At 45.7% G+C, this 22,398-nt stretch carries 18 protein-coding genes; 12 read left to right on the plus strand and 6 right to left on the minus strand.

Annotated elements, in window-relative coordinates; translation table 11 throughout:
- Positions 1-48 precede the first annotated feature (48 nt).
- Positions 49-1,287 carry an ornithine--oxo-acid transaminase gene (gene rocD / locus D7D25_RS03800; protein WP_122967642.1) on the minus strand — a complete coding sequence of 413 codons (1,239 nt, stop codon included), beginning with the start codon at positions 1,285-1,287 and terminating at the stop codon, positions 49-51.
- 38 nt (positions 1,288-1,325) lie between these two features.
- The gene (locus D7D25_RS03805) at positions 1,326-1,970 is read right to left on the minus strand and encodes a DUF1080 domain-containing protein (protein ID WP_370453827.1); all 645 of its coding nucleotides are present in this window, start codon (positions 1,968-1,970) and stop codon (positions 1,326-1,328) included.
- Between the two features lie 500 nt (positions 1,971-2,470).
- Here D7D25_RS03805 and D7D25_RS03810 point away from each other — a divergent pair, with 500 nt between their 5' ends.
- The 6 genes from D7D25_RS03810 (at position 2,471) to D7D25_RS03835 (ending at position 10,842) form a co-directional block, all read left to right on the plus strand.
- The gene (locus D7D25_RS03810) at positions 2,471-4,045 is read left to right on the plus strand and encodes a PglZ domain-containing protein (RefSeq protein WP_122967644.1); all 1,575 of its coding nucleotides are present in this window, start codon (positions 2,471-2,473) and stop codon (positions 4,043-4,045) included.
- Positions 4,046-4,155: 110 nt separating this feature from the next.
- Positions 4,156-4,572 carry a tRNA (adenosine(37)-N6)-threonylcarbamoyltransferase complex ATPase subunit type 1 TsaE gene (tsaE, locus tag D7D25_RS03815; protein WP_122967645.1) on the plus strand — a complete coding sequence of 139 codons (417 nt, stop codon included), beginning with the start codon at positions 4,156-4,158 and terminating at the stop codon, positions 4,570-4,572.
- Positions 4,573-4,702: 130 nt separating this feature from the next.
- The gene (locus tag D7D25_RS03820) at positions 4,703-6,769 is read left to right on the plus strand and encodes a tetratricopeptide repeat protein (protein ID WP_122967646.1); all 2,067 of its coding nucleotides are present in this window, start codon (positions 4,703-4,705) and stop codon (positions 6,767-6,769) included.
- 400 nt (positions 6,770-7,169) lie between these two features.
- Positions 7,170-9,125 carry a threonine--tRNA ligase gene (gene thrS, locus D7D25_RS03825; RefSeq protein ID WP_122967824.1) on the plus strand — a complete coding sequence of 652 codons (1,956 nt, stop codon included), beginning with the start codon at positions 7,170-7,172 and terminating at the stop codon, positions 9,123-9,125.
- 67 nt (positions 9,126-9,192) lie between these two features.
- Positions 9,193-9,753, plus strand: a complete 561-nt coding sequence (infC, locus tag D7D25_RS03830; protein ID WP_122967647.1) for a translation initiation factor IF-3 — start codon at positions 9,193-9,195, stop codon at positions 9,751-9,753.
- A 294-nt stretch (positions 9,754-10,047) separates the two neighbouring features.
- The gene (locus tag D7D25_RS03835; protein WP_122967648.1) at positions 10,048-10,842 is read left to right on the plus strand and encodes a glycosyltransferase; all 795 of its coding nucleotides are present in this window, start codon (positions 10,048-10,050) and stop codon (positions 10,840-10,842) included.
- 34 nt (positions 10,843-10,876) lie between these two features.
- Here D7D25_RS03835 and D7D25_RS03840 read toward each other — a convergent pair whose 3' ends face one another.
- Positions 10,877-11,794 (minus strand): capsular polysaccharide synthesis protein, encoded by a 918-nt coding sequence (locus D7D25_RS03840; RefSeq protein ID WP_122967649.1) that lies wholly within the window; start codon positions 11,792-11,794, stop codon positions 10,877-10,879.
- A 621-nt stretch (positions 11,795-12,415) separates the two neighbouring features.
- On the opposite strand from D7D25_RS03840, the gene rpmI reads away from it, so the two are divergent.
- From rpmI to D7D25_RS03875, 6 genes are all read left to right on the plus strand, one after another.
- Positions 12,416-12,613 (plus strand): 50S ribosomal protein L35, encoded by a 198-nt coding sequence (gene rpmI, locus D7D25_RS03850; RefSeq protein ID WP_122967651.1) that lies wholly within the window; start codon positions 12,416-12,418, stop codon positions 12,611-12,613.
- A 100-nt stretch (positions 12,614-12,713) separates the two neighbouring features.
- Positions 12,714-13,058: a 50S ribosomal protein L20 gene (gene rplT / locus D7D25_RS03855; protein WP_019541450.1), complete on the plus strand. Its 345-nt coding sequence runs from the start codon at positions 12,714-12,716 to the stop codon at positions 13,056-13,058.
- 326 nt (positions 13,059-13,384) lie between these two features.
- Positions 13,385-14,503: a glycoside hydrolase family 43 protein gene (locus tag D7D25_RS03860; protein ID WP_122967652.1), complete on the plus strand. Its 1,119-nt coding sequence runs from the start codon at positions 13,385-13,387 to the stop codon at positions 14,501-14,503.
- A gap of 6 nt (positions 14,504-14,509) precedes the next feature.
- Complete coding sequence (locus D7D25_RS03865) at positions 14,510-15,013, plus strand: pyridoxamine 5'-phosphate oxidase family protein (protein ID WP_122967653.1); 504 nt, start codon at positions 14,510-14,512, stop codon at positions 15,011-15,013.
- 84 nt (positions 15,014-15,097) lie between these two features.
- Positions 15,098-15,550: a co-chaperone YbbN gene (locus D7D25_RS03870; protein WP_122967654.1), complete on the plus strand. Its 453-nt coding sequence runs from the start codon at positions 15,098-15,100 to the stop codon at positions 15,548-15,550.
- A gap of 91 nt (positions 15,551-15,641) precedes the next feature.
- The gene (locus D7D25_RS03875) at positions 15,642-16,427 is read left to right on the plus strand and encodes an RNA methyltransferase (protein ID WP_122967655.1); all 786 of its coding nucleotides are present in this window, start codon (positions 15,642-15,644) and stop codon (positions 16,425-16,427) included.
- A 15-nt stretch (positions 16,428-16,442) separates the two neighbouring features.
- Here the strand turns inward: D7D25_RS03875 and D7D25_RS03880 are convergent, their stop codons facing one another.
- The 3 genes from D7D25_RS03880 to D7D25_RS03890 form a co-directional block, all read right to left on the minus strand.
- Entirely contained in the window at positions 16,443-17,288 is an 846-nt protein-coding gene (locus D7D25_RS03880; protein WP_122967656.1) for a family 16 glycosylhydrolase, read from the minus strand.
- A 109-nt stretch (positions 17,289-17,397) separates the two neighbouring features.
- Positions 17,398-18,933: a SusD/RagB family nutrient-binding outer membrane lipoprotein gene (locus tag D7D25_RS03885; protein WP_122967825.1), complete on the minus strand. Its 1,536-nt coding sequence runs from the start codon at positions 18,931-18,933 to the stop codon at positions 17,398-17,400.
- A gap of 34 nt (positions 18,934-18,967) precedes the next feature.
- On the minus strand, positions 18,968-22,381 hold the full coding sequence (locus D7D25_RS03890; protein WP_255417166.1) for a SusC/RagA family TonB-linked outer membrane protein: 3,414 nt from the start codon (positions 22,379-22,381) through the stop codon (positions 18,968-18,970).
- Between the last annotated feature and the right edge of the window lie 17 nt (positions 22,382-22,398).

Genomic DNA, 22,398 nt, shown 5'->3' on the forward strand with positions numbered 1-22,398 from the left:
GTTCCCAGTTCTTAGTTCCCAGTTCTAATCATCACATCAACTAATCATTTATCCATTGGTTTCCAGTGATCTGATTGATTCCTTAATAATATCGATCGCTTCCCTGAGTTCCTCTTCAGTGATTATTAATGGTGGAGCACAGCGGATAATATGGTCATGGGTCGGTTTTGCCAGCAGTCCGTTCTCAGCCATCTTGAGGCAGACATCCCATGCTTGCTTTCCATTATAGGGTTCAATCACAACGGCATTGAGCAATCCTTTCCCCCTGACCAGACTGATGAAAGGACTTTCTATTTTTTTCATCTCTTCCCGGAAGATCTGTCCCAGATATTCGGCCTTTTCAGCCAGTTTTTCCTCTTCTACTACTTCCAATGCGGCGGTTGCCACCTTACAGGCCAGAGGGAACCCTCCGAAAGTGGATCCATGCTGGCCGGGTTGGATGGTAAGCATGATTTCGTCGTCGGCCAACACTGCCGAGACGGGTAGCACACCACCAGAGATGGCCTTTCCCAGGATCACTAAATCGGGGCGGATCCCTTCGTGATCGCAACAGAGTTTCCGGCCGGTTCGGGCAATGCCGGTCTGCACCTCATCGGCAATGAAGAGCACATTATGTTTTTTACAGAGTTGGTAACAGCTCCTCAAATAACCGTCGTCCGGCACATTCACGCCGGCTTCCCCCTGGATAGGTTCCACCAGGAATCCGGCAATAAAATCCGCTTTCTTCTTTAAAACAGAGGCCAGGGCTTCCGGATCGTTGTAAGGGATGACCTCGAATCCGGGAGTATAAGGACCATAATCGGCGCGGGCATCGGGATCGGTGGAGGCAGAGACAATAGAGATAGTCCTGCCGTGAAAATTGCCTTCACATGCTATGATCACCGCTTCCGTTTCAGGAATTCCCTTTTTGAGATAACCCCATTTCCTGGCCAGTTTCAGTGCCGTTTCCACCGCTTCTGCGCCACTATTCATCGGTAATACCTTATCATAGCCGAAATAATTATGAATAAATTTTTCGTATGGTCCCAGTGCATCGTTGTAAAAAGCGCGCGAAGTAAGGCAAAGCTTCTCAGCCTGCTCTTTCAGGGCTTCCACGATCTTAGGGTGACAGTGTCCCTGATTCACGGCGGAATAGGCCGATAGAAAATCGAAATATCTCTTTTCATCCACGTCCCAGACATAACACCCTTTGCCACGGGATAATACTACCGGCAGAGGATGGTAGTTATGGGCCCCATATTTCTCTTCCAGGTCGATATACTGTTTTGTCGCAGCTGATAAACTCATGATTATGAATGGTTAATTATTTTGCTCTTTCTCCCTTTCTATACTTTCCGGAGCACCAGATTACGAAATTGCACCTCTTTACCTTCGCTCTGGAGGCCTATGTGTCCCTCTTTCACCTTGCTGGTCGCTTCGTTTTGTAATACATCATTGATGTAGACTGAGATGGCACCGTCTGCTACTGTGACCTGTACTTTGTTCCACTCCCCGTCAGGTTTTTCGCTCGAAGGATGTAGTTTCTCTATTACAGGAAATTTGGGTCTCTCCGTTACTCCTTCGGGCAGCGAGTACTCGTTCAACTCGGCGCCGTTCAGTAATACGAAATCTCCAGCCTTTCCGGCCATTAACTGGCATTCTATCCCCCTGGGGAATGGATTTGCAGGATCTTCAATCAGGATAAAAACACCGCTGTTGCTTGCTTCTCCCACCCAACGGTATTCCAGTTCGAGCGTGAAATCGCGGTACTTCTCTTTTGTATACATGTAACCCAGCGGCTCGCCTTTTATCGAGATCACTCCTTCTTTCACCGTGTATACCTGGTCTCCCGGTACCGCGTTGTTTTCGACGACAAAATGCCAGTTCGACAGGTCTTCACCATTGAAAATCTCACCGGACTGTTGTCCGCAACTTACTGCCAAAAAGGCCAGTAGGATCATAATTGATAGTCTTGTTGTTCGCGTCTGCATAAATTAAAATTATATAGTTCGTTAAATTGATCCTCATCGGCGTTCGGTAACCCAAAGCAAGCCCTATTTCCGCTCTACTGGTTGAGTAGCTGCAAATATAAGCTTTTTCATGCGATAAAAAGAATGATGATCTGTAAAATTCCGTATACTCAGGATGGAGTCCCAAAAAAAGTAAAAAAATTGCGAGTTACCGTGGAAATAGATACATTTGTTCTATTTCATCAGGCTATTTGAGTCGCGGGCTCCTCGATTTTCAATTCTTGTTATGGCAAAAATCATGGGGCTTATCTTTGCTCATTTAGTTTGACGAAATGGTTCAATTACAATAGACATTTTCTGTGCTCGGCAAAACAAATAAATTTGTTCCGCTCTTGCTTGACGAAAATGTTCAATTACATTAGACATTTTCTGCGCTCGGCAAAACAAATAAATTTGTTCTGCTCTTGCTTAACGAAAATGTTCAATTTCCGGTAACAAGTAGATTAACAGGACTTAAACCGATGGTGAAAGCGCAATTGCTCTGGGTAGATGATGAGATAGATCTCCTGAAACCATATATTCTTTTTCTGGAAGAAAAGGGATATGTGACGGAGTGTGTCAATAACGGCCGTGATGCGATTGAACTATGCCGTTCACAACGGTTTGACATTGTTTTCCTGGATGAACAGATGCCCGGCCTGTCAGGGCTGGAAACCCTCGCGGAGCTTCATTCATCCTATCCTGAAATGCCGGTGGTAATGGTTACCAAAAGCGAGGATGAAGGCATAATGAATCGCGCCATCGGAAAAAAGATCACTGATTACCTCATCAAACCGGTCAATCCTAACCAGGTGCTGATGAGCATAAAGAAAATACTTGAACAGGGTGACCGCATGGCGGAAGTGGTCACACAGGAATACCGCGATCTGTTCCGCCTTCTGGTTGCCCAGATAGAGGATTGCCGCTCGGTGAATGATTGGGTATCTGTGTATAAGAAGCTGGTGTTTTGGGAGTTGAAGCTCGATGAGATACAGAGTCCTATGCGTGAGATGCTGGCGGCGCAGAAAGCAGAGGCAAACCGCCTGTTTGCGAAATTTATCCGCGGAAGCTACGAAAGGTGGATTATAGAGGGACGTGGCCATCCTGACCGCCCTGTGATGAGCCCCGAGTTGTTTGAGCGGTTTGTATTCCCCTCTGTGGATAAGGGGGAAAAACTTTTTTTTATACTGATCGATAATTTCCGATTCGATCAATGGCAAGCAGTGAAAGATATTGCAGGCGAGTTTTTCACCTGTAGGGAGGATATCTATTTTTCCATTCTGCCCACAGCCACCCCTTATGCGAGAAATGCCGTTTTTTCGGGATTGATGCCGAGACAGTTGTCGGAAATGTTTCCCGATTTTTGGGTAAATGAATCGGAGGATGAAGGGAAGAACCTTCATGAAGAATTATTTATTAAGACGCATCTGCAACGCCAGGGGAGAAGTTGCCGCTTCTCCTATCATAAGATCAACAGGAATCTGGAAGGTGAAAAGTTGGTCGCCCGATTCCCGGAGCTGGAGAAATATGACCTGAACCTATTGGTATTCAATTTCATCGACCTGCTTTCCCATGCTCGTACAGAGTCGACGATGATCAGGGAACTTGCCGCCGATGAATCGGCTTACCGGTCACTTACCCGATCCTGGTTCCTGCATTCTCCTTTGTCGGCCCTGCTGGGAAAAATAGCGGAGAGAGGCTATAAAGTGGTGCTCACCACCGATCATGGCTCTATAAGGGTGAAAAAAGGGGTGAAGGTGGTCGGCGACAGGGAGACCGGAGTAAACCTTCGCTATAAATCAGGAAAGAATCTGGGATACGATCCCAAGGTGTTATTTGATGTTATTCGTCCCGAAAATGCCGGATTGCCATCCCCAAACATGAGCACTCGTTATATCTTTGCCGTGAATGATGATTTTTTTGTTTATCCCAATAACTATAATCACTATCAGTCCTATTATGAAAACAGTTTTCAGCATGGAGGTATTTCTATGGAGGAGATGATGATTCCGGTTATAACGTTGGATTCAAGATTCAAGATTCAAAATTCAAGATAAATTACGAATTAGTCTCATTATTCACATTGGCACATTGGCACATTGGCACATTAGCATATTAGCACATTATTCACATTATTCACATTATTCACATTATTCACATTAAACTGATGCAAATCGAAATAAAAAAATTGGAGACAATTCAACCGGCAGCGCGGGAATTCATCGATCAAATGGGCGACCGTACTGTTTTCGCCTTTTACGGAGGTATGGGAGCTGGAAAAACGACTTTTATCAAGGCCGTCTGCAAAGAACTGGGAGTAACGGAAACTGTTGCCAGTCCTACGTTTGCCATTATCAACGAATACAAGGGAGGGAACGGGGAACCGATCTACCATTTTGACTTTTATCGTATCCACAAACTCGAGGAGGTGTTTGATTTCGGTTATGAAGATTATCTCTACAGCGGGCATACCTGTTTTATCGAATGGCCGGAACTGGTGGAGCAAATATTGCCGGAGAATACCGTCAAGCTATCCATACGGGAAACCGGTGATGGAAGCAGGATTATAGAGAGTATTTCGTAACGCGGACAGCATTCGTCATGCAAAATGGGATAAGTTCCATTAAACGAATTGAAAAAGAAACACTCAAATAGGCGAATCGGGACAAAAAATGCGGAAAAATCCATATATTCGCACATTGAAAAGATAAAAGATGAAGAAAACGATCGTTGCTGCCTTTATTTTACTCACATCACTCACCGCATCCGCACAGGTCAATACCGACCGCGTGATGATGATCGGGAAGAATGCCTTATATTTTGAAGATTACGTGCTGGCAATACAGTATTTTAACCAGGTGATCACGGCCAAGCCTTATCTGGCCGACCCTTACTATTTCAGGGCGGTAGCTAAGTTTATGCTCGACGATTTCCAGGGAGCCGAAGAAGATGCCAGTAACTGTCTGGCGCGTAATCCCTACTATACCGCCGCGTACCAGCTTCGCGGTGCTGCCCGGCAGAATCAGGAGAAATATGAGGAGGCCGCGGTAGATTACCAGAGAAGTCTCGAATTCTATCCCGAAGACAGGCTTACACTGGTCAATATGGGTATCGTAAATATTGAGATGAAGCAATATGATATCGCGGAGAAGTTTTTTGATGTGCTTTTACGACGTTTCCCGGATTATACCCCAGGATACCTTGCCCGTTCGCATATGTATATCCAGATGGAGGATACCACGAAGGCGATGGCCGACCTGAACACAGCGATAGAGAAAGATCCCTATACTGCACAGACCTTTGCAGCCCGTGGATTGCTTCATTTCCAACAAGGCGACTATAATAGCTCTCTTGCCGATCTGGATGAGGCGATCAGGTTGGATCCCTATTTTGAGGGAAATTATATCAACCGGGGATTGGTGAAGTATCATCTGAATGATCTGCGTGGAGCCATGGCTGATTACGACAGGGTGGTAGAGATGGATGAAAACAACCTCATCGCCCGTTTTAACAGAGGCCTGTTGCGTGCTCAGGTTGCCGATAATAACAGGGCGATACGCGATTTTGACAAGGTGATTGAACTGGATCCTGAAAATACCATCGCCTACCTGAACCGGGCGATGCTGCACAACGAAATAGGAGACAAAGCCAATGCCTTGAACGACCTCAATGTTGTACTGGAGGAGCATCCCGATTTCTTTACCGGTTATTATATGCGTTCGCAGTTGAAGCGTGAACTCAATGACTTGCGTGGAGCCGAGCAGGATTACATGCTTGCGCGGTCTGAAGAATCTAAAGCCCGTAAGGTGGCCACGGCGAACCCCGAGCCTTTCAAGCAGGCGAGAGAAAGATCGGGCAGCAAAGATACCCGTGAACAGGCCGACCGGGATATTGACAAGTTTAACCTCTTGGTGGTAGCCGACAGGGGAGAGTCGGAGAATACAAAATACCAGCGCCAGAGCAGGGGACGCGTGCAAAATGTGAGTGCTCCGATCGAGTTGGAGCCGCGATTCGTGCTGACTTATTATGAGCGTGATGTTGAAGTACGCCGTCCGGTATATTATTCCGAAACGATGGATCAGGCCAATCGGGAACTTGGCCTGAACTGGTTGCTGAAGATGACAAACCGGGACGCGCCGCTGAATGAACTTCAGGTACAGACACATTTCCGCTCGATCGATAACTATTCCGCCCGGATCGACAGGCAACCGGGCGATGCTTCGCTTTATTTCGGAAGAGGAATGGATTTTATGCTGGTGCAGGATTATGAAAATGCATTGAAGGACATGCGCCGGGCTCTCGAGTTGGATCCAGACCTGTTGGTGGCCCATTTTGCATGGGCTGTGATCCGCTCCAAGCAGATTGAGTATGACCGCCTGCAAAGCGAGCCACTTATGATGGACAGGAATAGGGGGATTGATCTTCCCGGGTCTGCCGGGAGCGGGATAGCCGCCAAGCCCAGATTACCGGAGATCTCCACCAAATCGATTGAATATGAGGAGATACTGAGGGAATATGAAACAATTTTCCGCCTGGATACCAATTTTATGTATGCTTATTACAACCGGGCGGAGATTTTCAGTCTTGAAAAAGATTACCGCGCAGCCATTGCCGACTATACCAAAGCTATCGAGTTAGAGCCGCAATTTGCCGAAGCCTACTTTAACCGGGGAATATCGCGCTTGTCTATCGGTGAGACACGGGAAGGGCTTGACGATCTTCGTAAAGCGGGCGAACTGGGTATCGTGCAGTCGTACAGTATCATTAAACGGATGCAGTAGCAAGGTATGTATGCCTCCAAAGGCACTTCACCGGTGAAGAACGGTTAAGAAGCGCTCGCCGGACAAATAAACGTGGAGTACAAGGGGACGAAGGGTTCACTTTGACGGGAGAATATTGCCATACGGCAAAGAAGAAATAATCCAATCCGCTGCTTCACTATAGAAAAAGCGATCTTTTTTTCTTTACATGGCACAAAATCACTATTTTTGCATTCTTAAACTGTTCCGATAAGAAAGGGCGGAAGGGGTTCACTCGTTTTGCCGTACCCGGGAATAGTGTAATGTGAATTGAAATAATGAATGGAACTATTTCGATAAGCCGAACAAGCCGACCAAAGCCTTGCCTGGAACCCATTTCGCAAAGGATGAGGCAGATAGTTTCATTTTAATGGAGACAAATATGATAAAGATTACATTTCCCGACGGATCTGTCAGGGAATATGAAAAAGGAGTAACAGGCATAGAGATCGCAAACAGTATCAGTCCACGGTTGGCGCAGGAAGTGCTTGCCGCAAGCGTGGATGGTGAGACGTGGGATCTGACAAGGCCCATAGAACATGACGCCTCTGTCCGGTTGCTGAAATGGGATGATGATGAGGGTAAGCATGCCTACTGGCACTCCTCGGCTCACCTGATGGCCGAAGCGTTGCAGATACTTTATCCGGGTATAAAATTCGGTATAGGTCCGGCCATCGAGAACGGGTTCTATTACGATGTGGATCCCGGTGAAGGTGTGACCATCAAAGAGTCGGATTTCCCCGCCATCGAAAAGAAAATGATGGAACTGATCGCGGCCAAAGAGGATATAGTACGCCAGAGTATATCCAAACCCGATGCTGTCAGTATGTTTTCCGACCGGAATGAAAACTATAAGGTAGAACTGATCAACGAATTGGAAGATGGAACCATCACCACCTATACCCAGGGAGGTTTTACCGACCTGTGCCGGGGGCCCCATCTTCCCAACACATCCTATATCAAGGCGGTAAAGATATTGTCTTCCGCCGGTGCTTACTGGCGCGGTGACGAAAAGCGTCCTCAGTTGACAAGACTTTACGGGATCACTTTTCCCAAGAAGAAGATGCTGGATGAATATTTGGTGTTGCTCGAAGAGGCAAAAAAACGGGATCATCGCAAGATAGGTAAAGAGCTGCAACTCTTTCATTTCTCCCAGACTGTGGGATCAGGGCTTCCTTTGTGGTTGCCTAAAGGGACCCAATTGCGTCTCCGCCTGGAGGATTTCCTGAAAAAGATACAACGTGAGTTCGATTACGAGCAAGTGATCACACCGCATATCGGTCATAAGCAACTCTATGTGACATCAGGCCACTATGCCAAATATGGTGAAGATTCATTCCAACCCATCAAAACTCCCGAAGAGGGGGAGGAGTTTCTGCTGAAGCCGATGAATTGCCCGCATCACTGCGAGATATACAAAGCTTTTCCCCGTTCCTATAAAGACTTGCCGTTGCGGTTGGCGGAATTCGGGACGGTCTATCGCTACGAGCAGAGCGGTGAATTGCATGGGCTGACCCGCGTGCGCGGCTTCACGCAGGACGATGCGCATATCTTCTGTACTCCCGACCAGGTGAAAAATGAATTCCTGAAAGTGATGGATATCATCTTCATCATCTTCAATGCGTTGAATTTCGAGAATTTTGAAGCACAGATATCCCTGCGTGATCCCAATGATAAGGAAAAATACATAGGTTCTGATGAAAATTGGGAAAAAGCCGAACATGCCATCGTGGAGGCTTGTCAGGAAAAAGGACTGAAAGCAAAAGTGGAATTGGGCGAGGCTGCGTTTTATGGCCCCAAACTCGATTTTATGGTAAAAGATGCGTTGGGACGCCGCTGGCAGCTGGGTACCATCCAGGTGGATTATAACCTGCCCGATCGGTTCGAACTGGAATATACCGGAGCAGATAACCAGAAACATCGTCCCGTGATGATCCACCGCGCACCCTTCGGATCGATGGAGCGTTTTGTGGCGGTATTGATCGAGCATACTGCCGGCAAGTTCCCGCTATGGTTTACTCCTACCCAGGTAGTGGTACTCCCCGTCAGCGAGAAATTCAACGATTATGCCTCCGAGGTAGTGAAAGAATTGAAGAAACGCGATATCCGTGCCGAGGTGGACGACCGTAATGAAAAAGTAGGACGTAAGATCCGCGATAATGAATTGAAACGGATTCCTTATTTACTGGTCGTGGGCGAGAAAGAGGTGGAAAATGAAGAGGTTTCGGTAAGAAAACAGGGCGGGGAAGACAAAGGTTCGGTAAAATTGATTACATTTGCCGAAGAAATTTTCCGTGAAGTAGAAGAGATGATGAATCCCGGGAAATCAGGTTTATAAATATTGATATAAAAAAGAACATAATTGAGAGATCATCAGTAAAAGAGAGAACATTAAAAGTTTTTGAATGAGAAAAGACTCAAAAGAGCAACACCGGATCAATGAACGTATCCGGGTACCGGAAGTCCGGTTGGTAGGAGACAATGTGCAGGAAGGTATCTATCCCACCAGGGAAGCTTTGAAAATTGCCGAGCAGCAGGAGTTAGACCTTGTCGAAATTGCTCCTACGGCAAAACCACCTGTCTGCAGGGTAATCGACTACCAGAAATTTGTATACCAACAAAAGAAAAAGTTAAAAGAACAGAAGGCGAAATCGGTAAAGGTGACAGTAAAAGAGATCCGTTTCGGCCCCCAGACCGACGATCACGACTATAACTTTAAACTGAAACACGCCATGAACTTCCTCAACGAGGGTTCGAAAGTGAAGGCATTTGTATTTTTCAAAGGACGTTCCATCCTCTTCAAAGAGCAGGGCGAGGTATTGTTATTACGTTTTGCCAACGACCTGGAAGAGTATGCTAAAGTAGAATATATGCCTATCATGGAAGGTAAGCGTATGTCGATCATGTTCTCACCGAAAAAGGCGGCACCTGGAGCAAAAAAAGAAAATAAAAAAGAGGAAGAATAGTGGGTTCTTCCTCCTTCGCTTGCCAAATCTCTCCGGTAATTTTAGTATTTATTTTCCGATGGACTGTTTTAAATCCAGATTCGGATTAATTTTATGTGGGGTATAAGCCAGTTATCCCACATCACTTTCTATTGCCTTGAAACTGCTGATATCTTGTCCAGAATGAAAATCCGTTAATATCTTTTTTTGTTTATAGATATATTTGGCTTAGTTTTGTAATTCGAACAAAACAAAAAGCGTGAAAACCTCAAATTCATCCTTACCTTTGACATAAAAAATGAAAAAATCAAGTAAATGAAAATTAATCCATTAATTACGGTTATTGTTCCAATTTATAACGGTGAAAAATATGCAAGGGCATGTTTGGATAACTTGATGTCTCAGACTTGCAAACATTTGGAGGTAATTGTTGTGGACGATGGTTCAACAGACAAAACAAGCGAAATTATCCGCGATTATCCTGTAAAGATTATCACCCATATAAAAAACAGGGGACTATCCGCCGCCCGGAATTCGGGCATTGATGCGGCATCAGGTGAATATATCCACTTCTTTGATGTCGACGACAACGTGAATGATGTTTTCTACGAGGAGCTGTTGAAGGCCATTGTTGAAACACAAGCGGATATTGCCTGTGCGGGGATGGTGCAAGAACATAAAAGTTATAAGACCCAACGTTTTAAAAAGCAGCAGGTCTATGTTTCCACCAAAGATAAATTAACGGTAACCTATGTTGGGAAATGGGGTTATGTGTGGCGGTATTTATTCCGGTTGAATTTTCTCAGGGAGCATGATTTGAGATTTGAAGAAGGACGTTTTATTGAAGATCTACTGTTCTCTTTTTCGGCTGTTTATCTTTCTGAAAAGTTGGTCACGGTGCCAAAAGCCGAATACCTGTACAATCTTTCAGAAAATTCCATTCTTACCAATAAAGAAAAAACCCATCGGGCTAAAAGACGCGCCGACAAGAAACACGCCAAGGCGCAAGTACTTAGTTTTGCCAAAGAGCGCAATTTAAAGATCCCTGGCGTAAATTCGGGACGGGTATCTTATATTATTCGTAAAATTTACCGGAATATTTTCTCATGAATAATAATCCCAGTCGGTTTTCTTTTCTATAATTTTATAAGCGAGCCAAATTTTTTTTCAACTCCTCAAGTTCTTCTTTTTTATAGTACGACATCTTATGAATGGAGGTAAAATGCGCGGCCTCTTCAAAAGATAAGTAAGGATAACCTTTTTGTATTTTCTTTTGAATGATATGCGGGATACAATCGTTTACTACGGGGCATCGCAGGTGAGGTAATTTTCTTGTGATTATCTCATTGTAGATAACCTGAAGGGTGAAATAATAGGACAGTTTATCGCTGTTTTTCCAGAAACAAAGCATTATGTCGAGAAGACCGCGAATAACTTGACTTGAAGGACGCGCGAAAATAATGCTGCTGAGCATTTTCACCTTGAAGTCGGGACGCCAGTTGAAATAAAAAGGATCCACTTTCGACCAGTATTTTTTATGTTTCTCCTCTTCAGAGCGTTGATATAAGAAGTATTCCATTTCGGTATACTCCTGCGGCAAATAACCCGTTAAAAGAACGGTTGCGTCAAGCCAGACACCTCCATACACGTTCAGCAATATTAATCGCAATAAATCGGAAAAAAAGGTGATGGTAAACTCCGGATTATTCTTCCTTTTCCAAAGGACAAAATCCGGAATATCAACATATTCCGTTAAAGTTTCGTCTGAAAGCCGAATAACTTTGTAATCGCCCTTGTACTTATCCACAGAGTGAAAACAAAGTTGAACCAATTCCGGTACCGAACTGCCATGAATGCCCTGTCCCCAATACTGCCAGATTATTTTTTCTCCCTCTTCAAACCGTTTTTTCGGTTTTAAATCATATTTTTCTATTTCCCCCTCAAAGTAAGCATCAATAATTGGATTCCAGGCCTTGGCCACTCTGCCTTGGCGCCTTATGGAGGAGTTCCTCTTTCTTAGTCTGTAAAGCGGGGGAGGAAGTATGTATTTTGAAATACCCATAATTATGCTACCTCTTCGATATTTATAATTCAAAAGTTGATTTTTCGGTAAATGTGGCTAATCCGCATTATTAATAGAAAAAGCACATAAATTGAGGAAAAATCCGTATCTCTGATGTGTTGAAAAGAAAATCAAAACAAAGCATTTTAACGTCCCTCAATTATATTCTACAAATATAATGAAAGTCGAGAGGTAAGCCAAGCTTGCTTGGGCTTGCCCGAGACGCATCTTATATTCTACAAATATAATGAAAGTCGAGAGGTAAGCCAAGCTTGCGTGAGCTTGCCCGAAACGCATCTTATATTCTACAAATATAATGAAAGTTGAGAGGTAAGCCAAGCTTGCTTGGGCTTGCCCGAAACGCATCTTATATTCTACAAATATACTGTATTTAACAGGAAAAACCAACCAATAGAAGGAAGAATGTGTTTTACCGTCATAATCCATTGGATATGAATGGCCCTTTGAAAAAATACCGAGTTGTTGTGATAAATAATACAATGCAAGCAAAAAAACACTGAATTATTTGCGTAACGGGAATGAAATCATTACCTTTGCAGACTTTTTTACCGGATAACGGGGAAAAGAGATAATAATAATCATCAATTCAAAAAGAGCAAAATGCCAAAAATGAAGACTAATTCCGGTGCCAAAAAGAGGTTCGCCCTTACCGGAACAGGAAAAATCAAGCGGAAACATGCTTACAAAAGTCATATCTTGACGAAAAAGACCAAAAAGCAAAAGAGAAATCTGACGCAAACCGGTCTGGTTCACAAATCTGACGTAAATAGTATCAAGGCACTGCTGGCGATGAAATAATTCGCAAGCGTGAGTTTCCCCAAAAAAGATTTAGTAACAGGATGTATGCCTCCAAGAGCTCTGCGCGACAGGGCCGCTATCATTCAAAACAAGTAACATTATGCCAAGATCAGTCAATCATGTTGCATCACGCAACCGCAGAAAAAAAATTCTGAAATTAACAAGAGGCTATATTGGTGCCCGCAAGAATGTGTGGACCGTGGCCAAAAACACATGGGAAAAAGGTCTTACCTATGCCTATCGTGACCGTAAAAACAAAAAACGTAATTTCCGCGCTTTGTGGATCCAACGTATCAACGCTGCCGCCCGTGAACACGGCATGTCTTATTCACGTTTGATGGGCGCGTTGCACAAAAATGAAATTGAAATCAACCGTAAGGTGCTTGCCGATTTGGCGATGAACCATCCCGAAGCATTCAAGGCTATCGTGGATAAGGTGAAATAGTGGCACACTCTTCCACCGGGTTGATCCGGAAGAGATAGGGGAGAATCTGATGAGGTTCTCCTTTTTTATTTTTGAAATACTTTCCTGAAAGTAATACACTCCGCCGTCTCCCGCCTTAACCAATTTTACTTATCTTTGCTGTCAGGATAAGGTGTTATCGGTTTGAGGAAAGATAGAGGCAAACGCTGAAACGCCTTTCAGGAACAAAAAATAAAATAATCGTATGAAACCGACATGTTTAAAATAATCATTACACACCCGAAGGAAATGATTATTTTGAACATCAAAGGTTACATACACCGACAAGAAAAAAAATAAATAATCGTATGAAACTGTACAAAGGGATAGTAGTCGTATTATTAATGGTTGGGATATTTACCGGTTGCCATAATTCCGATAAAAACACCCAGAGCCGGGTTGCGGTCACCTACTCAAATCCGTTGCCGGTGGCTTTTGGTGATCCGTTTATTCTTTCCGCTTCGGACGGGAAATATTATATGTATGGCACGGGTGGTGTGGAGAAAGGATTTGCTGCCTATAGTTCCGGCAACCTTGTCGATTGGCATTTCGAAGGACAGGTCTATTCGGGAGACCAACCCGGTTCATGGACGGTAAAGAACTATTGGGCGCCCGAAGTGTATGAAATCGACGGGCATTACTATATGTTTTTCAGTGCCGACTGGAAGGAAAATCCGACCCATGAACTGGAAAACTTCCGTATTGGTGTGGCGGTGGCCAACCAACCCACAGGCCCGTTTACCGAGATATCCGACAAGCCGTTGTTCGATCCGGGCTATCCCATCATCGATGCCAATATACTGCGGCATGACGGCAGGACTTATCTTTATTATTCCCGTTGTTGCTACAAGAATCCGGTGGAAAGCGAGGTCGCCCAATGGGCGCGTGAGCGAAATCTCTTTGATGAGATCGAGGAAAGTTGGGTGTATGGCGTGGAAATCTCCGATGATTTCACCGCCGTTGTCGGCGAGCCGGTACTACTTCTGCAACCCCCCTCCACCATGGACGATCCGCAGACGGAGTGGGAGAGCCGTTCCGTGACTTCGGGAGAGGTGAACCGCCGTTGGACCGAGGGGTCGTTCGCCTTTGAGCATAACGGTAAGATCTATATGATGTATTCCGCAAATTTCTTCGGAGGGGAGAATTATGCGGTAGGATATGCTGTGGCTGATCATCCGTTAGGGCCGTTTACCAAGGCGGAAAACAATCCGGTGCTCGAAAAGAACGTCGCAATGGGCGGAGAAGTAACCGGTACCGGACATAATATGGTGGTCTGGTCGAAAGATGGTGAGAAGATGTATTGTGTATATCATGGACGTACCCAAAACACGGGTAGTGAAAGGGTTGTTTTCATCGATGAGATGAAAATCGATGAGAACGGAGTGCTTACCGTGGATGGCCCCTCCACGTCACAAAAAGAATTGTAAAGCCATATGAGAACATATCCGTTAGAGGGTGAGGAACGTATCGAGAAAGTGATCCGGGCGTGCAAGCTTTGCTACTTGGGGATGGCCGATGAAAACGGAAGGCCTTATGTGTTGCCCATGAATTTCGGGTATGAAAAGGGAGTGGTATATCTGCATTCCGCACAGAAGGGAGGTTCCATTTCCATATTGGAGAAGAATCCGCAGGTCTGCATTACTTTCTGCACCGATCCCGGTTTAGTGTGGCAGGACGAAGAGGTGGCTTGCAGCTATCGGATGCGGGCAGAGAGTGTAATCTGTCACGGTAAGGTCATGTTTGAAGAAGACTTCGATGAAAAAGTGAAGGCGTTGAATATCATCATGCGTCAGTATTCCGGCAGGGAATTCAGTTATTCTGCCCCCGCGGTTAGAAATGTGAAGATATGGAAAGTCGCGCCGGATGAAGTTTCCGCCAAAGAGTTCGGGGTGCCGAGCAAAAACGCGGCAAGATATAAAGACCGTGCTCAGTTTTAAACGTTGAGATAAAACTTTAGTCCATACGTTGTTGTTGAATAGATAAAGAAGATGGATATTACTCTCTGAAATATTAAGATAAAAATGAAAAAAATAACCATACTTTTTGCAGTATTGATGGTGATCGTTTCCGTCTCAGCGGCAGAGCCGAAGGAAAAGAAGACCGCGAAACCGATAGAGCTGACAAAAGCAACTTTCTTAGAGAAAGTGTTCGATTATGAGAAGAATCCCGAGGAGTGGAGCTACAATGGAGATAAGCCGGCGATAGTGGATTTTTATGCCGACTGGTGCGGTCCCTGTCGGATCGTATCGCCTATTCTTAAGGATCTGGCCGCGGAATATGGAGATGAGATTTATGTCTACAAGATAAATGTGGATAAAGAGCCGGAATTGGCTGCCCTGTTTGGGGCCCGAAGCATTCCGATGTTCCTGTTTATTCCCATGAATGAAACGCCACAGGTGGGAATGGGGGCGCTTCCCAAAAAATCATTTAAAGAAGTGATCGACACTTTCCTGTTAAAAAAGGATCACCTTTGATGGCAACGCGCTTCGCGCCTTACAATCATGGTATGCTTCGCGCGAATATGGCTTCAGCGATAATGTGCTCCGCACGATAGGAGATAGGGGGATGATTACAAGTTTGCAGAATCCGGCGGTAAAGAATATTGTAAAGTTAGCGAAAAGTAAAGAGAGGAAGGAACAGCAGCTTTTCGTGATCGAAGGAGCGCGGGAATTATCGCTGGCATTGCAGGGCGGTTACCGGCCCGAAGCGGTGTATGTTTGCCGGGAGATGTTCCAAAAGACAAAATACCCCGGCCTGCTCAGTTCCCTTTCCGAAGAGAGAGTGTTCGACATCTCATTGACGGTCTTCTCCAAGATTGCCTACCGCGAGAATTCCGACGGTATAGTGGCGCTGGCCAGGCCAAAGTCGCATGGGTTGGGTGATCTGACCCTGTCCGCCAACCCATTCCTTATACTCCTCGAATCTGTGGAGAAGCCGGGTAACCTGGGTGCCATCCTCCGTACCGCCGACGCTGCCGCGGTAGACGCCCTGCTGGTGTGCGATCCGCAGACCGACCTCTATAATCCCAATGTAGTGCGTTCGAGCGTGGGAGGGCTTTTCACCGTGCAGACGGCCGTCTGTTCTTCCGAAGAGGCGTTAGCATGGCTACAGGCTAACAAGATCCGTTCATTTGCGGCGGAGCTGCAAGCGGCCGAGTTCTACCAGAACATAGATTTTACACATCCTTCGGCCATCGTTATGGGTACCGAGGCAGAGGGGCTATCCGATTTCTGGTTGAATAATGCGACAAAGCGAATCAAAATCCCCATGCGTGGGAAAATCGATTCGCTTAACGTGTCGGTATCCACTGCCGTGCTTACCTTCGAAGCTATGCGGCAGCGAGGGTTTTAATGACTTCCTCCCCTGTTATGGGCTGGTTCTTTGATATACTCTTACATAATCAATCTGATAATGATGGGGGAAAAGAGAGTCATCTACCCCCATCCGTCCGCCCCAATTACCTCCGATTGCAAGATTCAGCAGGAGGTGAAACCGCCGGTCGAAAGGCCATTCGGCAAATCCGGTGCCTTCGTTCCTGAAGGTATAATGTTGGGGCTGGTCATCGACATAGACCCGGTACTCGTCTTCTTCCCATTCAAGGATATAGGTGTGAAAAGTGGAATGGCAAGTGGGAACCTCTATGTATCCGCTTGTTTGAGTTCCCAGCACATGATTGTAGCTTTTGGTATGTGCGGTACTGACAATGGTATCGGGATTATAGCCCACGTTCTCCATAATGTCTATTTCACCGCTGTCGGGCCATCCGCCATACACGTTGTCGGTGGGAAGCATCCAGATGGCAGGCCATGTACCCACTCCGGTGGGGAGTTTTGCCCTGATCTCGAAACGGCCGTAAAGCCAGTCTCCTTTCCCTTTGGTGATAAGACGCGCGGAGGTGTAGCGTTTGCCGTCCATGCTGTCGACGCGGGCTGTGATGGTCAGCAGGCCATCATGCACATAGGTGTTGAGGGAATCGTAGGCAGTATAGTGCTGCAACTCGTTGTTGCCCCAATCCCATTTGTTGCCTTCGGTGTCGTGGCTCCATTTGGTGGAGTCGGGTAATCCCGTGTAATCAAATTCTTCATTCCAGACCAATTCCCATGTCCCGGTAGGGGTGGTGATGGTTTGGTAATCGGGCGTATCGGCTTTTTTGTTGACGCAGGCAATAAAAAGGGGAGCCAAAAGGATAAATGAAAGTAATCTGTTTGTCATTAAAATCGTATGATGGTTATCATATAACGGTGAAAAAATCGCTTCTTTCGGAATTATTCCTGAACTTACTCCTGAACAATTCTCAAAACAAGCGATCAAAATTAAATGTTTATTTCAAAATCCACATGATTTTGTTTATTTCATCATATCCGTCGTATTGACGGTTCAATGCCTGTTCCAGATTTTCCCTGTTATGGCTTGCTTCACTTGCCGGGTAGAGCCAACGCATGGGAATGCCATTTTTGTTGTTCTCATTCAGGCTGGTCTCCGGATTGACGGGGAATTCCGGGTATTCATTGCGGCGGTATTCAAAATAGCTGCTTTTCGGATCTTGCATGAATTGCAGGATATAACGCTGCATCCATATCTGTTTCAGTTGATCGTCGAGCGTGGTTTTGAACGCAGCTTCACCGGTGAAATAGGCGTCGATATATTCCTGCGTGATGGGCATGCCATGCGCAGCGTTGCCATTGGCTTGTGTCATTATATCGGTTAATGCAGCTTTCACTCCCGATTCATAATAGGCTTTGGCCTCTCCCGATATCCATCCTTTCAGCACGGCTTCTGCCAGGATCAACTCCTGTTCGGCAAAAGTGATAAGCCTCAATGGCTCGGAAGCTTCTTCTTGTAGGTATCTTTTATTGATCAGTGAATAGAGGTTGGCGCTGTGCCCTGCATTCATTTGGACATATGCGATCTCTACGTCAACACCCCTGTACGCTGCCGGATCGGATGCTCCGTATCCATCTGCAATAAGTGCTCCTGCCGGCTCGGCGAAATAATACATCCTTCTGTCATTCAGTAGCTTCAGGTTGTCTATCATCAGGGAGCTCAGGATAGTCCGGCTGGTAAAAAGATCGTTCGTGCCGGAAAGAGGATGCCTGTTTTGGGAAGAGTAAGTAAGCCCGTAAAATCCGGTGGAAGCATCCATAAGATTTCCTGCTGAAACAATTTCTGCAAACCGAGAACCCACATTGATACCACCTATGGACTCTTTGTTGCTTACAGACATCAATACTTTAAGGGCAAAAGAATTGACCGCTTTCCTCCATTTGACGGGATTTCCGTTGTAAGGAGTGGGATCTCCTTGAAAAGTGGTTCCGTTCGCAAAATATTGATCTGCCGCCCGAAGTTCGTCCAGCACGCCTTTCAATACCTGTTCCTGCGGATCATATTTCACTTTATAAATACCTTGTGCCCCTTGTCCGGCGTCACTATAAGGAATATCTCCCATTTCCATGGTGAGGCGGTAAAAGGTATAAGCTTTGGCGAAAGCACCGAGTCCCTTGTAGGAATCCTCCATGATACCTCCTTCTGCATATTCAATCATCTTTTCAATATTCGGCAGGATGGTCATCAGCCCAAAATCACCTCCTCCGATTTTGTTGTACTGCTGATCCATTTGCCCTTCATTGGCATATCCCACGTATTTGGGAAGTGCGTTATCTCCAATCATTATTTTGGCGTCTCTTCCGGAAAACCTGGTATAACGCAATATCACGTTTGTAGCCAATAGCGAAGCACTGACCGTTGTCGTGTCATCGGGATTAGAATTTATTTCGTCAAAATTGTTACAGCCGAAAAGCAGTAATAATGACAAAATAGGAACCCCGGTGCGGGTTATATATTTATTGAATCTTTTCATATGCTGTTTCTTTAAAATCATAGTTTATTGCTTGTTAAAATACCACTTTTAAGTTGAATCCTAAGTAGCGGATCGAGGGATCGCTAAAATTTTCATAACCGCCATCGGGGTCGGAGAACTTGAACTGCTTAGCCCACAGAAATACATTTTGCCCGATAGCCGATATGGATGCACTTTTTGCCCTGAACTTACTGCTTGCCTTTTTTGGTAAGTCATATGTCAAAGAGATTTCCCTTAACTTGAAGAAGGTGGTCGAATAGGCATCCACCGGAGAGGGAGAACCGCCCCACGCCGTACCCTTGTGGTAGGCGTTCATGTAGCTTTGATAAGTTACCGCCACATCATTGGGAGCATAGACCCTTGTGTCGCTGGTGATATTTCCGTAGGTATCATAAGTCGCTTCCCCGGATACAACCTTTACTCCCTGGCCGGTATAATTACTAGTCCCGGGATTGTTTGCATCGAGGAACCTTTCCGGTACCACAGAATTGGGATGTGACCCCGCCCTCCACATATACATTTCAGTGGTAGTCTGCGCGATTCCGCCCACACGTCCGTCAAGTGCGATTCCGAGGGTGAAATCCTTGTAGCTGAGAGAGGTTCCTATGCCCCAAATCCAATCGGGATCGGCATAGCCATACAGTGATGTGAATGAGTTATATAACGGTAAACCGTTGTTGTGGATGATATTTCCTTGCGGGTCTCTCTGGTAGTCGTTCAATATATAATGATCCGCCCTTTTTCCTACGGCTACCCACGGTTTGTCGGTGGAATGAACCGAGTCGATCTGTGTATAATAGCGGGCATATTTAGACCAGTTCAGTGTTACATCCCATTGAAGGTCTTTTGTTTTTACCGGTGTCACATTGGCCGTGATCTCCACTCCTTTCCGGGTAATCTCTTCGTCAATATTGATAAAATTGGATGTATAACCCGAAGCAGGACTGATGGCTGCCGACCGGAGGAAATCATACATTCTCTTCTGATAGTAAGAGACGTCGAGTGAGGCCCTGTTCTTGAAGATGTTGATGGCAGTTCCCACTTCAAATGTTGATGCTGATTCCGGACGTACATCTGTTCCTTTTATAGATGTCGGGAAGGCGGCGGAACTTAAATCACCCCATGCGTTGGATGTGATGGAGTAGACCGAATTGATGGCATATATTCCGGCCGGTGTTTTGGATGAAGTCCAAGACCCTCTTAATTTCCATAACGAGAGCCAATTGTAATCAGGCAGCAGTTCCGAAGCGATGAAGCTACCCGAAACTGAAGGATAGAGGTATGAACGGGTGGATTCGGAGAGTGTCGAACTCCAGTCGTTACGCAATGTTGCTTCCGCATACACCATGCTCTTCCATGAGAAACCTACTCTTCCGTATAAACTGTTTACCTGTTGCCTGTAAATGACAGATCTCACAGCCGCCGGATTGACGGATGCTTTCAACGAATAGAAAGCGGGAATAGTCAACCCTCCCTGGGTACGGGCTTCAATACCGTCATCCTGTCTGTAATAGATGGTTCCCCCGATAAAACTTTCAAGGCGGAAATCACCGAAAGATTTGTCGGCAGATATCAACAGGTCGTTATTCACACTATATCCTCTTCCCAGACCTGTATTGAATGATCCTCTTTGGGACTCTCCCCAAATCTCGGTTCCACCGTTTAGCACTGTTGCACTGCCTGCACCCTGAAATGACCCTTTTGAAACGGTTATCTCCTTTTTATCGCTGTATATATCGAACCCGGTCCGTGCTGTCGCTTTGAGCCAGTCGTTAAAGTTGTAGTCGATGGAAACAGACCCGTTAAAGATGTCCCTGTTGCTGCTGCGCGTCCTTTCGTATCTGTCGAAATAGGGATTGTTATTGCCGGCCGTGTAGCTGTTGTTTTGCACCTCATTGGGAATGAGCCAATAGTCTTTGTATTGTCTTAAGTCCCAATCAGGAGCAGACCAAATGAGGAGCGAGTACATGGGATCATAACCCGTATATCCGCTGAAACCGGTGTTGGGTGTGGCCTGCTTATTATAGGTCATCGACGCTGCCAGGAGGAACTTGTCGATTCTCATGTCTCCGCCCAAACCGAATGTCAGTTTGTTATAGATTGAATTAGGATATTGTCCCTTATTGTTGATCCATGTGGCGGATGTGCGGAAACTTCCGTATTCACCCTGTTGCGTGATGCTGACGTTGTTATTCAGGATATATCCTGTTTCAAGGAAATTCTTGAAGTTATCCTTTCCGATAGGAAGATAGGGCATCGGTCTCATTGTTTTCGATACGGGATCCCATTGGATGACTTCCCGTCCGTCTAAAGGTGTGCCCCACGAACCGTCGCCAGTACGGACATATTCCGCTTTTCCGTCCGCATTGATCCGAACGACACGGCCAAAATCGGATTGTAACTCGGGAATAGCCAAGTGGCCTGCAGCGAACATTGTGCCTGAATTGACCTGGATAGAAAGACCGGTGGCAGATAATCCTTTTTTAGTGGTTACCATGATAGCTCCGCTTGATCCTCTGTAACCATATAGGGCCGAGGCGGTGGCTCCTTTTAATACGCTGAGGCTCTCTATGTCGTCTGAAGGCACGTCACGTAATGTCATATTGGCGTAGGCTACGCCGTCAATAACGAGGAGCGGCTCTTCCCCACGGATCTGGATAGAGGGAGCTTCTGCAAACTCGGTGCTGTTGCGGACAAGCAGACCGGCTACCTTCCCGGTTAAAGAAGTTCCTACATCGACACCCTTTACCGTCTGTAAACCGTCTCCGGTAACCGACTGGACAGAATATCCCAACGCTTTCTCCTCACGTTTGATGCCTAATGCGGTCACCACCACTTCGTTGAGCATGGCCGTGTTTTCCTGCATCACCACATCGAAAATGGTGCTGACACTCGTGTCTAGGATGACATCGCCATATCCGAGATAGCTGATTTTCAGCTTGGCATTACGTGTGACACTCAACGAGAAACCTCCGTCATAGTCGCTGACAGTACCGTTACCTGGGACACCCTCCTCAATGATATTGGCACCGATAATTGGCTCACCGATCTCATCCATGATCCTTCCTTTTACAGTCACCTTGTTTTGCTGTGTTGTGGCCGATGGCAGGTCTTGGTTACTTCCGCCATCCTTTTTTACCAATACAATGATGTTGTTTTCATTTTGCCTGTATTCGATATCGGTGCCCGATAGTAATTGTTGCAGAGCGGCATCGATGCTTGAATTGGTGAGCCGTAGGTTGATCTGCTTTTCCAGCCCGGCAAGAGATTCATTGTAGAAAAATTTGTAACTGCTTACTTTTTCAATCTCTTTTAATGCCTCACGCAGTGGTTTATTCTGCACATTCACGGTAATTTGCGCAAAGAGCTGACCTGCTACTATCCATAAAAGCAAAAGCATGGAGAGTTTTGCAAAAGGATGTTTCTTCAAAAATCGTTTCTTCCCCATAAATAAATAGATTTAAT

Source organism: Proteiniphilum sp. X52, from assembly GCF_003712195.1.
Classification (GTDB): Bacteria; Bacteroidota; Bacteroidia; order Bacteroidales; family Dysgonomonadaceae; genus Proteiniphilum.

What these genes read in the sequence shown, in the direction of transcription:
- rocD (WP_122967642.1), bottom strand. Translation starts at nt 1,287, where the DNA reads ATGAGTTTATCAGCTGCGACAAAACAGTATATCGACCTGGAAGAGAAA.
- D7D25_RS03805 (WP_370453827.1), bottom strand. Translation starts at nt 1,970, where the DNA reads ATGCAGACGCGAACAACAAGACTATCAATTATGATCCTACTGGCCTTT.
- D7D25_RS03810 (WP_122967644.1), top strand. Translation starts at nt 2,471, where the DNA reads ATGGTGAAAGCGCAATTGCTCTGGGTAGATGATGAGATAGATCTCCTG.
- tsaE (WP_122967645.1), top strand. Translation starts at nt 4,156, where the DNA reads ATGCAAATCGAAATAAAAAAATTGGAGACAATTCAACCGGCAGCGCGG.
- D7D25_RS03820 (WP_122967646.1), top strand. Translation starts at nt 4,703, where the DNA reads ATGAAGAAAACGATCGTTGCTGCCTTTATTTTACTCACATCACTCACC.
- thrS (WP_122967824.1), top strand. Translation starts at nt 7,170, where the DNA reads ATGATAAAGATTACATTTCCCGACGGATCTGTCAGGGAATATGAAAAA.
- infC (WP_122967647.1), top strand. Translation starts at nt 9,193, where the DNA reads ATGAGAAAAGACTCAAAAGAGCAACACCGGATCAATGAACGTATCCGG.
- D7D25_RS03835 (WP_122967648.1), top strand. Translation starts at nt 10,048, where the DNA reads ATGAAAATTAATCCATTAATTACGGTTATTGTTCCAATTTATAACGGT.
- D7D25_RS03840 (WP_122967649.1), bottom strand. Translation starts at nt 11,794, where the DNA reads ATGGGTATTTCAAAATACATACTTCCTCCCCCGCTTTACAGACTAAGA.
- rpmI (WP_122967651.1), top strand. Translation starts at nt 12,416, where the DNA reads ATGCCAAAAATGAAGACTAATTCCGGTGCCAAAAAGAGGTTCGCCCTT.
- rplT (WP_019541450.1), top strand. Translation starts at nt 12,714, where the DNA reads ATGCCAAGATCAGTCAATCATGTTGCATCACGCAACCGCAGAAAAAAA.
- D7D25_RS03860 (WP_122967652.1), top strand. Translation starts at nt 13,385, where the DNA reads ATGAAACTGTACAAAGGGATAGTAGTCGTATTATTAATGGTTGGGATA.
- D7D25_RS03865 (WP_122967653.1), top strand. Translation starts at nt 14,510, where the DNA reads ATGAGAACATATCCGTTAGAGGGTGAGGAACGTATCGAGAAAGTGATC.
- D7D25_RS03870 (WP_122967654.1), top strand. Translation starts at nt 15,098, where the DNA reads ATGAAAAAAATAACCATACTTTTTGCAGTATTGATGGTGATCGTTTCC.
- D7D25_RS03875 (WP_122967655.1), top strand. Translation starts at nt 15,642, where the DNA reads ATGATTACAAGTTTGCAGAATCCGGCGGTAAAGAATATTGTAAAGTTA.
- D7D25_RS03880 (WP_122967656.1), bottom strand. Translation starts at nt 17,288, where the DNA reads ATGACAAACAGATTACTTTCATTTATCCTTTTGGCTCCCCTTTTTATT.
- D7D25_RS03885 (WP_122967825.1), bottom strand. Translation starts at nt 18,933, where the DNA reads ATGAAAAGATTCAATAAATATATAACCCGCACCGGGGTTCCTATTTTG.
- D7D25_RS03890 (WP_255417166.1), bottom strand. Translation starts at nt 22,381, where the DNA reads ATGGGGAAGAAACGATTTTTGAAGAAACATCCTTTTGCAAAACTCTCC.